The sequence below is a fragment of the Aliiglaciecola lipolytica E3 genome, assembly GCF_000314975.1.
Lineage (GTDB): Bacteria > Pseudomonadota > Gammaproteobacteria > Enterobacterales > Alteromonadaceae > Aliiglaciecola > Aliiglaciecola lipolytica.
On record NZ_BAEN01000032.1, the window covers coordinates 1 to 13,065 of the forward strand.

Genomic DNA, 13,065 nt, shown 5'->3' on the forward strand with positions numbered 1-13,065 from the left:
CCTTTAATTAATAAATATTAATCAACCTTAACGATTGGAGGAATAAAAATGAAAACTAAAAACTTAATCAAAGCTACAATACTCACTTTAGTGTTAACCACATCAGTCACTGCAACACACGTATACGCCGGTTCTAAGCAAAAGCCCCCTGTTGTTGTAACAGATCAAGCAATCGTTTGGTACGCTGCTGTTTTGGATTTTTTCGGAATAAGCTAATGTCTTTCTGAAAATGTAGACCATACTCAGTTTCAAAACTTTCTGCTAAGGCGCAAAGTTTTTTTGGCCTATACGAATTTGTGATATTCGTTTAGCAACCTATTGAAAATATTCTCAGTTAACCGCAAGGTTTTCTGAATAAATGGCTGCGTAAATAAAAGTCGAATAGCCTATTTAGGCCCTTTTCCACAACACTTTCTTCTCCTGAAAGTCATTCCCCTATGCTCGGTAAAATATTTACCTTTATAAAACAAGCAGTTATAAATTTAGGATGATTTTTTACACCATGTGGAATTCAATCCACAAAACTTAAATTACACTATGATTGAAATTTAGGCAGGTAACAATGATATAAACGCCAATTCTATTGAAACCTGCTAGATATATAATAATAATTGGAGTAGGAACCTTATGTATATAACAGGTAGTGATTTACGTAAAATGCGTTTAGAAGCAGGTTTAACAACTGTGCAAATGGCTAAATTAGCCGATGTAAAAACCAGAAAAACATATGAAAATTGGGAAAAGAATATTGGTAGCCCGAGCATGAATCAATTCATCGCAATGTGCACAGGGTGTCAATTTAACTCTTCGGCAATTGTGCAAATGGCAATGGATCGTTCAGATGCAAGCCAACAAATGAATTTAGAGAGCGCTGCGGTTCGATAATTATCATCAATTTTATCAAACTAAACATGCTTTCATTATCAGGCCGTTTTCACGGCCTGATTTAGTTGGGTAATAGTCTTTTCTAACTTCAACAGAATTAAATCCATTTTTTTGATATAGCCTTACCGCGCTTTTGTTCGACTCTCTCACTTCAAGCCAAATTTCCTCACAATTTTGCTGTTTACACTGTTCGATAAAATGACTTAATAGTTGTTGACCTAACCCCTGCCCTCTTTGTTTTTCGCTTACACCTAGATCCATCAAGGTAGCCTCCCCCACAACATTGAGACCGACATAATAGCCCACAACCAGTTCATCGACTGCAAGTTGAAATGCAAAATAAGGATTGCTCAAACTATCCATAAAAACCGATTCAGACCAAGGTACTAAATGACAAGATTGTTGAATCTGAAATGCCGCTAAATAGTTAGTTTTACTAACCGGTTGAAATAAACTCATCATTTACAACTTAACGAATATGTTGAATAGCTTGCCACAATTTCCGCTTTGCTTGAGAGGAGTTCATATTTTCTGGAGAAAGGGTCGTTAATAACCGATCATTGAGTGCAATTTGCTCTCCGATCTGCCAAGCGAGTAGATAGTCACAGTATTCTTTAGGTTTACTATTTTCTTCTACAATAACATCAGTTGAAGCAATATCTAAAAACAACAACAAATCCTGAATCAGCTGATTGCCTGCGGTTTTTTCTGACATAGATAAAAGCACACCACCATTTAACGATTTAGGTTTCGCGGTTATATTTTGTTTGAGTCTATCCAAACCCGCTTGTTTTTGTTCTTGAGTGGGTGGTTGAGAGGGCGCATCACAAATACCGGTCTGCTCTGGTCGTTGCTGCGTGTCATCAATGTACTCACTGCAACTTTCGCTTTTTAATTGCCAAGGAATTATCCCCATATGGGTAAGCATGGCTTTTTGGTATTTGCTTAATGTTTTGCTGGTAGTTTCGGTCATTGATATAGACTATCAGAAAATTTGGCAGGGGTGGAGGGATTCGAACCCCCAACCATCGGTTTTGGAGACCGCTGTTCTACCAATTGGAACTACACCCCTGCAGAAGAAGCAGCATTATACTCATGGACAAAAAAAGGTAAAGTAATTTGCACCTGAAATTAACACTTTTGCTGACACCACAAATTAACTACTCACTGAATCGTGTGTTACAGTGGCAGCCGCAGCTTGCCAAAGATCATAAGTAAGCTGAACAATAGGAAACTGTGTCTGGCAATGTTCAAACACTTCGTGCTCACTCAAATTACTAAATTCAGCATAATAATGTTGCAACATAGAAATGTCATGATAATCCATCTTATTAATTAAAGCACAAGAAGCTAAGTCAAAATATCGATTACCTAAAGACGCGTACTCCCAGTCGAATACAACTACTGGGTTAGTTAACGCGACATGTTCCAGGGCTAGATCATTGTGACACAAGACCTGATCCACTTTATGAGTGTCAATCCAATCCGGTTTGCATTTTTCAATACGATTTTGCCAATATTCTTGCTCAGACACATTCGCAGCGTTGAGGTATAACAGCCAGTCTTTAGGGAGATCGATAGAAGAAGCGAGCGTAGGTAAATTATGAATATCGCTCAAAACCTTAGCTAACAATTGAATTTTTTCACTATTGGACTTTGTCGCATTGCGTAAAGAAACATGTTCTACCCATGATTCAACTTGAAAATCATGCGCATGAGACAAATAGATAGGCTTTGGTGAGATCCCTAAGTCAAAAAGTTGTTGTTGCTGAAAAAAAAGGGCTTGCCGATCTGTAGGTGTTATATGGTTTAGCTCAAATGTCTTTAAAAAATAGTGCTGAGATTGCGTAGTTAAGCGATAGCTCTTATTTACGGCTCCACCTTTGACGGGCTCGAGATCTAATTGCTGTCCAAATAACTCACTGGCGAGTAGTTCGTCGATGATCCGAGTTTGTTTCATCCTGACTCCTTTACCTAAATTAATTTAGCATAGTCTGGGTATATTACCTGTTTAAGCTATTTTAGACTGGGAATTTGTATAATCCTTATACCATTTAAGATACCCATAAATTGCTAAACCAAAATACCAGAGGAACATCACACCAGTAAGAAACAACCCATTACTAAAGTAAAGATAGGCTGCAAATGAATTTATCACGATCCAAAATAACCAATTTTCCAAAACTTTGTTTGCCATTAAATAGGTGGTATAGACACTAAATACGGTGACTAACGCATCCAAATATAAATCGCTACCCTGCCATGACAAAGTGACCAAATGTGGCAACGCAATTCCAGAAATGATTAAAGCAGATATGGCAAACACATGGAAAATTAATGGTACAACTGTCACTTCTAGCTCTTTATCGTCGCTGCCTTTATGCCATTTAATCCAGCCATAGACTGCCATCATTAAATAGTAAAAATTAAGGAAACTATTAAAAGGTAAGCTTACTTCCCAAAAAATGACGGTATAAAGCCCTGTGCTGACCAGCGCTGCTGGCCAACACAAGATATTTTGCCGGGCTGCTAACCAAGGATATAGTAGTGAAAATAACACTGCTACCACTTCCAACCAACTTGATTGAAGTGCTTGTTCAAACAGCTCAGCAAATAGGTTGTCCATTACTTAGACTCACCCATTGCATCACCATTTAGGAATTTACAAACAAAAATTGCCTGACCGACTTGTTCGTAAGTCTTTTGCATTTCAGTGTTTAATATTTCCATTACTTCGGTCATATCTCCGCGTACGATGGTGCTAGTCTCACTCGTTGAGATAGTGAGTTGCGGATAACTATTTAATCTATCAATAAACCCCTGAATAGGCGCAATATATTGTTGATTAAGTGGATATAACGAAATTTCAACGACTGACTTCATAATAAATACTCGATATCTTAATAATGTAAACTTGCGGTCAAACCAAATTGTCGTCCATCACCCAATTGTAAATAAGGTTCAGGAGTAGCGTACTCGTCTCTTGGATCATTGCTAAATCCACCGAAACCTCTGACATAATGCTCCCGATCTAGGATGTTTTTTCCCCATAAAGAAAAAGTCCAATCTTGCCAATCAAATCGCAATTGTGCATTCATTAATACGGTAAAAGGTGACGTTACGTCATGCCCATCAGAGAAGCGATACTCATCTTTACCGTCAGCTTCTAAACGTAAGCTGACGCTATCAGATAGATACCCGACGGCAGCTACATTAAACGAATGTTTAGGCGCTTGAGCTTGCCACTGCTTGTCTATGAAATCGCCATTAGCTTGAACGTAACTTTCAAAGTATGCATCTAAATATCCATAATTAAGGGTGAAATTTAGTCTATCTGAAGCTTGCCAATCTAACTCAACTTCTAAACCTTGGTTTGTGCCAACATCAGCATTACCAATAATATCGATAAAGCTAGGGACACCATCTTCTCTAATTTGCACATCATAATCACTGATTTGTGTGTCTTCACGATCCATATAGAACAACGCAACACGCACAAATAATTGATTTTCTAACGCTTGACCTTTTACGCCAATTTCATAATTCCAGTTGTATTCTGGATCAAATAATCGGCTCTCTGCATTCACCCGTTGGTCAGGGTTGAATCCGCCAGCTTTATAACCTCTGGAAATACTGGTGTAGACTGATGCATTATTGATGGAATATTTAAGCACCGCTTTTCCACCAAGCATCGAATCGGTTTGGTCTTCGGTATAACCTTCATTGTTGATATAATCCATTTTAAAACGATCGGCTCGTAAACCTAGACTCAAACTTAAATTGTCTGTTAGTTGAGTATCCGTCTGAGCATACACACCAATATTTTGAGGTGCATATTGACTAGTAAAGTCCTGATCCGCATAAGTGTAATTACGGCGCATATTTTCATCAATATCACGTGCAAAAAAACCGACTAACCATTGGGTTGTATCACCAAAAATCAGGCCATTTTGATTCGACAGCATACGCAAATCAATGCTAGTTAAATCACGTTCACGGAAGTAATAGTCGGTTGAACTATATTCCCAAGGATGAAAACCGACAAACGTCCAATCTTCGTCATAGCCATATACTGAATCAGAAGTTGAGTGATTCAGTGAGCCTATTATTGATAGTTGCTCTAATTCAAACGATGCTTTAATACCAAAGGCATGTGTTTCTTGGGTGTCAACACCAGGTTCATCAGCACGTGAGATGCCATCGTTATCCAGTGAAAATGCGTCATAACCATTATCAATGTCAAAATACTGGTAGTTAAAGTCGATAGTGGTGTTATCTGAAGGGCGATATTTCAGTTTTAGGCGTGCAGTTAACTCATCTAAATTGTCCGTATCTTCTACATCTAAAAATTGGTTATAGACAAAGCCATCACTTTTAAACTGGTTAATAGCTACTCGATAAAAAAGCTTATCGGTAATTTTATTGCCATAAGCGGCACCTATATTCCACGTGTTTTGTTGGGCGACTGTGGCTAAAAATTTAGTTTGCTGTTGTTCATCGGCTTCAGCAGTTTTTATTTTAATTGTACCCGCCATCCCAGCGGCTCCAAACTCAGTAGCCTGAGGACCACGCAATATTTCAACTTGCTCAACGTCGAATAGGGTCCCTAGTCCAGCGATGCCTGAAAAATCAAAATCATCAACCAGCAGACCAACAGAAGGATTATTAGGTTCAGAATATTGACTACGCTCGCCAATACCACGAATCTGAATAAATCGCCCTCGCGAGGCACCACTACTAAAATTGATATTTGCCCCTACTCCCAAAATGTCCTCTAAATGGAAAGCTTGACGCTGTTCAATGACATCAGCAGAGACAACCGTGACACTTGCTGTTACGTTCTGAATATCATTTTCTCGAAAGTCGGAAGTTACAGTGACAACTTCAACGTTTTCCGTGGATTGTGCAAAAGCGGCAGGAGTGCAAAATAAACTTGCGTATAACAATGTTAATTTAAATTTCATCTGGATCTCTTCTAATCAATGAAAAGATCCGGTATTTCGGCAGTAAATGGAGAGCTTTAAGAAGTTCTTGATGACCATTCCTACGCCGGTATTATCCGGATCAGGTAGTAAGGGTTTCCAATAGTATGGATCTCAGCTAGAGCACCCCTTGGTTAAACAAGTTAGTTATCGCTTTACGATAGTCGCTAACTTGAACGGCGCGATAATAACAAGGCTGTAACAGAAGCGCCATGAATATCTCGCTTTTAACGTGATATGTTATATAACCTCAGAAACGACAACCGTTTGCACTATAATTTATATAAGCTCAATTAATGATTGTGGATTAATATACTGCGCTTGAATTTATCAGTTTGTGGCTCAATATAGATATTAATAATCTTACCTGAGCTTAATTAAAAAATTTGGATTTAAACATGCAGAACTTTATTTACCACAACCCAACCAAAGTCATATTTGGTAAGGACAGCATCGGAAAGCTGTCTACTGTTTTACCTAATGCTAAAATCCTACTGATATATGGCGGGGGCAGTATTAAGCAAAACGGTATTTATCAACAAGTTGTAGAGCAGCTTGAAGGTCATAGTTGGTGCGAGTTTTCAGGCGTCGAAGCAAACCCTGAATACGAAACATTAATGCGTGCTGTTTCGATGGTAAAAAATGAAAACGTCGATTATATCCTTGCTGTAGGTGGTGGCTCAGTCATTGACGGCGCAAAGTTTGTAGCTGCCGCAACAGATTTCGAGGGCGATGCATGGGATATTTTGGCAAAAGGCGCAAAAGTTAAAAGCGCAAAACCTCTTGGCTGTATTCTAACACTTCCAGCCACAGGAACAGAGACAAACACCAGTTCAGTCGTTACTCGCAGAGAATATAACTTAAAATTACCTTTTATGTCTGATCACGTTAGACCGCAGTTTGCTATTCTCGATCCGCAAGCTACTTACTCTTTGCCCACTAGACAACTGACGAATGGTATCGTTGACGCTTTCGTACACGTAATGGAGCAATATTTAACCTACCCAGTAAATGCCAGTGTACAAGATCGATTTGCTGAAGCGATTTTAAACAATTTGATTGAGATTGGTCCGCTTGTTCTGGAATCTAAAGATTATGATTTGCGTGCCAACTTAATGTGGAATGCAACGCAAGCCTTGAGCGGTTTAATTGGTGTTGGAGTGCCACAGGATTGGTCCACCCATATGATTGGGCACGAATTAACCGCATTACACAACCTAGACCATGCCGTCACACTTGGGATCATTTTGCCACGAGTGATGCAATATCAAAAAGAACATAAACGCGAAAAGCTGTTGCAATATGCTGAACGGGTATGGGGTTTAAGTCGTTACGATGAAGAAGGTGCTATGGATTTAGCAATCGAAAAAACTGAGCAGTTCTTCCGTGATATGGGTATAAAAACCAAACTTTCAGAACATAATATAGAAGCTGATGTTGCAGACAAAATAGCGTCTCGACTCGAACAAGCTGGTATGACTAAATTAGGCGAACGACAGAATATTACGCCAAAAGATGTCAAACAAATCGTTAGCGCTAGTTTCTAAACATAATCGAAAAGCCGCTAACATTAGCGGCTTTTTATCACCCTATTCTTTATTTAATTACCTAAATTCAACGTTCTAAGCTCTTGTCGTGTTTGGTTTTCTAATTCTTCTAACGTTTTCCCATGGGGAACAGGTTCTCGAGTTTCTGGATCTAAGCTAACAAAGACTATGTCATCAGCAACACAAATGGTTTTCTTAGTAGCTTTGTTTCTGACCATGCAAGTGACAGTTATTGACGTTCTTCCTACTTTTTTAGTGGCAAGTCCAAATTCGACAACATCTCCTTTTAACGCTGGCGACTCAAAGGTAATTTCCCCGATATGTTTTGTAACCAACACATTGGTTTCCAATTGGCATATAGCGTAAATTGCTGCTTCTTCATCAATCCATTCCAAAGCCCGCCCACCAAATAATGCATCGGCATAGTTTAAGTCGCCAGGCATGACTAACCTTCGAGATAAAAAGCGCATTCGTATTCCTTAAATTTATTCAATACACTAGAGGGGAGAACTATATCAAGAATTGAACTGAATAGGCATATGACAAACGAAGTAAAAGCCTGGCTATTACAGCGAGAAAAAAGCAGTCATCACCGGCAATTGCTGGTGATTTCAGGCACAAATAATTGGGTTAATTCAGCGATTCGAGAATTACTGACTATTCAACCTCCTAGTTCAAAACTATGGGTAAGTAATTCAGAGACGGATAAAGACATTGCCATCAATCAATATAAAAGTGTACTCGGTCAAGAATTTGATTGGGTTATTTATGATGGATTTGATGAGCTTCGGGGAAACGCGCTACTGGCGTTAAGTGGCTGTGTGAGCAAAGGTGGACTGATGATCTTACTGTGCCCAACACTTAAAGATTGGCCTTACTTAGCGCACACCCAACAAGACATATTGAACGAACAACACGTTAATCAAGTTCCGTCTTCTTTTACAACGTGGCTTGTACAACATATTAAATCTTTGCAGGGCGTATCTATCTGGCAAGCTGATACGTCAACGTTTACCTTTGCACCGCATGTTGAAAGTAAAAATCAAAGTTTCAAGGACGACAACTGTAAAACGCCTGAACAATTTCAGTTAGTAGAATATTTAACACGGCCTCAATCCACCGAAAATAGCCAAGTTGTTGTATTGGCAGATCGAGGTCGAGGAAAGTCTTCTGCTTTGGGTATAGCGGCTTCTCAAATTATATTGCAGTCGCACGCAAGAATTATAGTCACATCCGCACACAAGTCGATGACCAATCAAATATTCGCTCAGGCGAAGCAGGTTTTTCAGCGAGCCAATCTAGATGATCTTGAAATCCAATCAGTTTCCGAACAATTAACCTACTTACCGTTTGACCGAATAATTAAGTCGTTACCTAAAGCAGATTGGCTCTTTATTGACGAAGCTGCCTCTCTTCCAACAGAAATATTAGAAAAATTGGTTCAGTGTTATTCGAAAGTTGTACTAAGTACGACGATTCATGGTTATGAAGGCAGTGGCCGAGGGTTTGAATTACGCTTTAAACCTTTCTTAAAAAACCACTTCAAGCAATATCAAGAGTTTGTAATGCACTCTCCTATTCGTTGGTATGAAAATGACCCTCTGGAAGCGTTCTGGCATCAAGTAATGGCATTTAGAACCACGAGTAGATTAAACAATGTTAAATGTGCACCATTGGATGTAAGCACAACATCTTTAAGTAAGCTTACCTTTCAAACCTATACCGGTGAGCTTTTGATTAGAGAACCTGAATTACTACAAAGTGTGTTTGAACTAATGGTTGACGCACATTATCAAACGTCACCGGATGACTTGGTCAGAATGTTAGATGCTGGGCAACATATACACATAGTAAGCAACGCACAAAATGTGCTTGTCGCGGTGGCACTTACCAATATGGAAGGCGGTGAAGTACTTCAACCTTTAGTCAATGAAATATCCCAAGGTACAAGACGTATACCTGGGCATTTAATTCCTCAACGTTTAGCGTTTGACCACTATGAACCGAATTACGCTCTCATGTGCTACATGCGTATTGTGAGGATAGCCGTTAGTGGGGAGTACCGACAGCAAGGGTTCGGTAGTCAATTAATTAATTATTTGTACTCTGCAGCAACAAATCTGCATGTCGATTTTATAGGTAGTTCTTTTGGACTAACCAATGAGCTTGCTCGGTTTTGGTTTAGTAATGATTTTAGGCTGGTAAAGCTAGGTATCAAAAGAGACGCCTCTAGTGGAGAATATAGTGCGATAATGTTGCGTTCCATGTCCTCTCAATCTGAAAAAGTTGTAAGCCAACTCGTTACAATATGTCAGCAACAGATTGATTTTCATAAAACCTACAGGCTCTCTGAACTACCTATCGATACGTTTGAGTTTCTACTCAGTAAAATAAAAGAAAAAACGCGGCCAACATCGAATAGTACAACAGATATGAATCAATACTGGGAAAGGTTGATGTATGAGTTTATCGCTGCCCGTAGACCGTTACACACGGTAGAGCTTGCAATTTTTAGGTGTTTAATAACCTTAAATGAGTCGGAAATTACAAAGAGTTCTGCATTAACAATATCGTTAGATTTTGTACACGACGTAATAATTCAAAAGTTGAATTATTCGGTATTACGAGAAAAATACACGCTGACAGGTAAGAAACATATTGAACAGTCAATGCGTGAGCATCTAAGTCGCTTATTTCCGTCAGAAAAGTAAATTCACATACACGACCTTACATAAATTTAGCTTATAAAACTCACTAAAAATTTATCAAATACATTAAAAAAGGCTTCTTAAACAGAAGCCTTTTGAATATGCGAATCTTTAATTAAAGAATAAAACTAAACCTTTATACCACGGTTTTTAGCTTTCTCTTTGATATAAGGTTCCCAAGCTCTAGCTGTACGTTCAACGTTTTTATCTTTCTTCGCTTCACGAACATGTACCATTGCTTGACGGAAATTACCTGTATAGATATTTGCTTCCATCATCGCAATATGAATACGACCAGTTTGCTCAGCTCCCTTATCTAACGCTTTTTGTAAAGCATTAATAGAGCCTTTGTAGTCTTCTGCCGCTAGCAATAGAATACCTTGCTTACGATAGTAGTCTGCATCTTCTTTAATTTGCGCTGCCTGAGCGTAATAACTCGCCGCAGTTTTATATTCTCTAGCTTGATGATATGAGTTCGCTAAACTAGATAGCGTTTGCTCATCCTTTTCAATCAAACCCGACTTCATGTGTTTTTCCAATATTACCGCAGCTTTATATGGAATTTCATTTGTCGCATATAACTGTGACAGAGCTTTAATTTCAGACTTTTTGGTTAAATAACCTTGATTGTATGCAATTTCAAAAGTAGACAAAGCTTTTTTATAGTCTTCAACCAACATATAGAAGAAGCCTAATTGAGACCACCATTGTTTGCTTTCAGGGAAAGTGCGAACTAACTCTTCAGCAACGGCTACAGTTTCTGGATACATTTTACGTTCATAGAAAGACTGTAGCTTTAAAACATAGGGGTTTTTATTAGGTTTTTCATACAAAGCTATTGCCTTGTCAGCTGGTTCTACCATTTTAGGAAGTTCTTTTAACTCGTAATAAGCTTGCGCCATACGAGTATAAACATCTGCATCTTCCTTACAAGTGAATGTCATCCACTCTTGGTAGTACTTAATTGCTTTAGCATACTCTTTTTCTTGCATACTAAGGTCTGCAACTAATCTAACCGTACCTGCATGCTCAGCATCATTAAGAGCTTTAGGATTTACAGAGCCTTCAAGATATTCAAGGGCTTTTGCACCATTTCCATCTTGTCCAGCTAACATTTTACCAATAAAGTTATTGGTAAACGCTCTATCGTAACCATCCTTCGCTTCAACTTCGTACAAAATAGCCAAAGCTTCGTCGATCAGATCGTTATTGTATTCCTCAAGCGCTTTTTGAATCTTCTTACCAACGCGCTCACCAACAATATTGGTTGTGCCACGCTTGTAATCCGGACATGCAACGGGTGCCGACTGAGCTGCTGCTGAGTTTGATAGCAATGTAGCGGCACCTAAAGTTGCTATCGCAGTAACATTTAATACAAACTTTTTCATTAGCCTTGATCCAATTTAAAGTCCAATTGCACTTTCATATTGAACTGTTTTTCAGGTTTCCCATCAACGATTTTAGGCTTGTATTTCCACTTACGTAGTGCACGTTTAGCTTCACGGTCGAAGATACGTTTAGGATCTGCATCCAATACGTCTACATCGTCCACTCCACCAACTTCGTTGATAGTAAAGGATAATATTACCCATCCTTCTTTACCGTCTCGAGCTGCTTGCACAGGGTACTTAGGTTCTATTCGAACGATCGGAGTTGCTTCCCCGTCACGCTGCATATTACCTACACCACCAATATCAATCGATGCACCGCCCACGTCTACAGCTGGCATATTGAAGCTAACGCCATCGGCATTTGCATCTTCTACATCAGGTTCAACCGGCTGAATTTTAGGCGGTTGCTGAGGTGGTGGTGGTGGTGGTGGTGGAACCCGTTGACGAGTTTGTGTTGACTCATCAGGGTCAGACATAACGATATCGATAACAGGTGATTCAGGCACTTCACTCGCTGGTTGCGAAGAGTTTGCAACTAATTTTGCCATTACAACAAATAGAGCAAACGCAATCGCCGCACCAAGCAATATAGAGATAATTACACGCATGATTATGATGCTCCTCTAGCTGCAACTGATATCTGATCGATACCCGCGGCTTTGATTTGGTCCATCACTTTTACCACGATGCCATGTTCAGCTTTTTCGTCCGCCTGAATAATAACGACGTCAGAAGGCTGTTCAGCTAAAAGCTTTTCAAGGTTTGCTTGAATCGCTTCCACTTTCATCTCGCGCTTATCCATCCAAATCACACCATCTTCCGTAACAGCAATGAAAATGTTAGCGTTTTTAGGTAAAAACGCTTGGCTAGCGCCGGGTTTATTCACCTGTATCCCTGCTTCTTTAACAAAAACAGTGGTTACAATGAAGAAGATAAGCATGATAAACACGATATCTAGCATCGGTGTCATATCAATTGCTGCATCTTCCTCTGGTACACGTTCTTTACGAGCCATAAACTTTCTCCCTTAATGGTGAGGAAGGCTGTCAACCAGCTTCTCTTTGGCGATTTTAACTTTTGATTCCAAGCGAGAGCTAAAGAAAACGCCAGACAAAGCTGCAACCATACCTGCCATAGTAGGAATTGTTGCCATTGAGATACCGGCTGCCATTAATCGAGCATTACCAGTTCCCTGTGTCGCCATTGTTTCAAATACGTTTATCATGCCCCAAACTGTTCCTAGTAGACCGATTAGCGGACACATCGCCACCAACGTCTTGATCAGTAACATGTTACTGCCTAGTTTGTCTGAAGCTTGAGAAATCCAAGCATCACGGATTCTATGCGCATACCAGGAGGTTGTATCACTTCTAGCATCCCATTCTTTGATGATATTCTTTCTCATCTTAGGATACACAGAAGTTAAAAACCAAAAACGCTCTATCATTAATACCCACATGAGAAAGAGCGCTAGAGCGACGAGGTACAAGACCCCGCCTCCTGTCGCGATAAACTCCCTGACAGATTCCCATAATCCAATCAGGTCAGTCAT

Annotated in this window: 15 protein-coding genes, 1 tRNA gene and 1 riboswitch; of the genes, 4 read left to right on the forward strand and 12 right to left on the reverse strand. The window is 39.5% G+C overall.

Features of this window, described 5'->3' with window-relative positions; all coding sequences use genetic code 11:
• Window positions 1-48 precede the first annotated feature (48 nt).
• Together GLIP_RS22125 and GLIP_RS06845 are read left to right on the forward strand one after the other, a co-directional pair.
• A complete protein-coding gene (locus tag GLIP_RS22125) occupies window positions 49-216 on the forward strand; it encodes a hypothetical protein (RefSeq protein WP_008843869.1) in 168 nt (55 codons plus the stop codon).
• 411 nt (window positions 217-627) lie between these two features.
• Window positions 628-885, forward strand: a complete 258-nt coding sequence (locus GLIP_RS06845; RefSeq protein WP_008843870.1) for a helix-turn-helix transcriptional regulator — start codon at window positions 628-630, stop codon at window positions 883-885.
• A 15-nt stretch (window positions 886-900) separates the two neighbouring features.
• Here GLIP_RS06845 and rimI read toward each other — a convergent pair whose 3' ends face one another.
• The 7 genes from rimI to GLIP_RS06880 all read right to left on the reverse strand — a co-directional run bounded on the left by rimI (window position 901) and on the right by GLIP_RS06880 (window position 5,849).
• Complete coding sequence (gene rimI / locus GLIP_RS06850) at window positions 901-1,347, reverse strand: ribosomal protein S18-alanine N-acetyltransferase (protein WP_008843871.1); 447 nt, start codon at window positions 1,345-1,347, stop codon at window positions 901-903.
• A 7-nt stretch (window positions 1,348-1,354) separates the two neighbouring features.
• Window positions 1,355-1,858, reverse strand: a complete 504-nt coding sequence (locus tag GLIP_RS06855; protein ID WP_008843872.1) for a hypothetical protein — start codon at window positions 1,856-1,858, stop codon at window positions 1,355-1,357.
• A 22-nt stretch (window positions 1,859-1,880) separates the two neighbouring features.
• A tRNA-Trp gene (locus GLIP_RS06860) sits at window positions 1,881-1,957 on the reverse strand.
• A gap of 84 nt (window positions 1,958-2,041) precedes the next feature.
• Window positions 2,042-2,845 carry a phosphotransferase gene (locus GLIP_RS06865; RefSeq protein ID WP_008843873.1) on the reverse strand — a complete coding sequence of 268 codons (804 nt, stop codon included), beginning with the start codon at window positions 2,843-2,845 and terminating at the stop codon, window positions 2,042-2,044.
• 51 nt (window positions 2,846-2,896) lie between these two features.
• Entirely contained in the window at window positions 2,897-3,511 is a 615-nt protein-coding gene (gene pnuC / locus GLIP_RS06870; RefSeq protein ID WP_008843874.1) for a nicotinamide riboside transporter PnuC, read from the reverse strand.
• Window positions 3,511-3,768 carry a YkoF family thiamine/hydroxymethylpyrimidine-binding protein gene (locus GLIP_RS06875; RefSeq protein ID WP_008843875.1) on the reverse strand — a complete coding sequence of 86 codons (258 nt, stop codon included), beginning with the start codon at window positions 3,766-3,768 and terminating at the stop codon, window positions 3,511-3,513. Before GLIP_RS06875 ends, pnuC begins: the two co-directional genes overlap by 1 nt.
• A 17-nt stretch (window positions 3,769-3,785) precedes the next feature.
• Entirely contained in the window at window positions 3,786-5,849 is a 2,064-nt protein-coding gene (locus tag GLIP_RS06880; protein WP_008843876.1) for a TonB-dependent receptor, read from the reverse strand.
• Window positions 5,850-5,909: 60 nt separating this feature from the next.
• Window positions 5,910-6,008: riboswitch (TPP riboswitch) on the reverse strand.
• A gap of 257 nt (window positions 6,009-6,265) precedes the next feature.
• Between GLIP_RS06880 and GLIP_RS06885 the strand changes: the two genes are divergently transcribed.
• On the forward strand, window positions 6,266-7,414 hold the full coding sequence (locus GLIP_RS06885; RefSeq protein WP_008843877.1) for an iron-containing alcohol dehydrogenase: 1,149 nt from the start codon (window positions 6,266-6,268) through the stop codon (window positions 7,412-7,414).
• Window positions 7,415-7,467: 53 nt separating this feature from the next.
• Here the strand turns inward: GLIP_RS06885 and GLIP_RS06890 are convergent, their stop codons facing one another.
• Window positions 7,468-7,884, reverse strand: a complete 417-nt coding sequence (locus GLIP_RS06890) for an acyl-CoA thioesterase (RefSeq protein ID WP_008843878.1) — start codon at window positions 7,882-7,884, stop codon at window positions 7,468-7,470.
• 69 nt (window positions 7,885-7,953) lie between these two features.
• Between GLIP_RS06890 and GLIP_RS06895 the strand changes: the two genes are divergently transcribed.
• Window positions 7,954-10,125, forward strand: a complete 2,172-nt coding sequence (locus GLIP_RS06895) for a tRNA(Met) cytidine acetyltransferase TmcA (protein WP_008843879.1) — start codon at window positions 7,954-7,956, stop codon at window positions 10,123-10,125.
• Between the two features lie 125 nt (window positions 10,126-10,250).
• Here GLIP_RS06895 and GLIP_RS06900 read toward each other — a convergent pair whose 3' ends face one another.
• Genes GLIP_RS06900 through GLIP_RS06915 form a run of 4 tightly spaced genes read right to left on the reverse strand, consistent with a single transcriptional unit; the run spans window position 10,251 to window position 13,065 of the window.
• Window positions 10,251-11,510: a tetratricopeptide repeat protein gene (locus tag GLIP_RS06900; RefSeq protein ID WP_008843880.1), complete on the reverse strand. Its 1,260-nt coding sequence runs from the start codon at window positions 11,508-11,510 to the stop codon at window positions 10,251-10,253.
• Window positions 11,510-12,124, reverse strand: coding sequence for an energy transducer TonB (locus GLIP_RS06905; RefSeq protein ID WP_040522240.1), 615 nt, complete (start codon window positions 12,122-12,124; stop codon window positions 11,510-11,512). Before GLIP_RS06905 ends, GLIP_RS06900 begins: the two co-directional genes overlap by 1 nt.
• Complete coding sequence (locus tag GLIP_RS06910; RefSeq protein ID WP_008843882.1) at window positions 12,124-12,528, reverse strand: ExbD/TolR family protein; 405 nt, start codon at window positions 12,526-12,528, stop codon at window positions 12,124-12,126. Before GLIP_RS06910 ends, GLIP_RS06905 begins: the two co-directional genes overlap by 1 nt.
• Before the next feature lie 12 nt (window positions 12,529-12,540).
• Window positions 12,541-13,065, reverse strand: a complete 525-nt coding sequence (locus GLIP_RS06915) for a MotA/TolQ/ExbB proton channel family protein (RefSeq protein WP_040522243.1) — start codon at window positions 13,063-13,065, stop codon at window positions 12,541-12,543.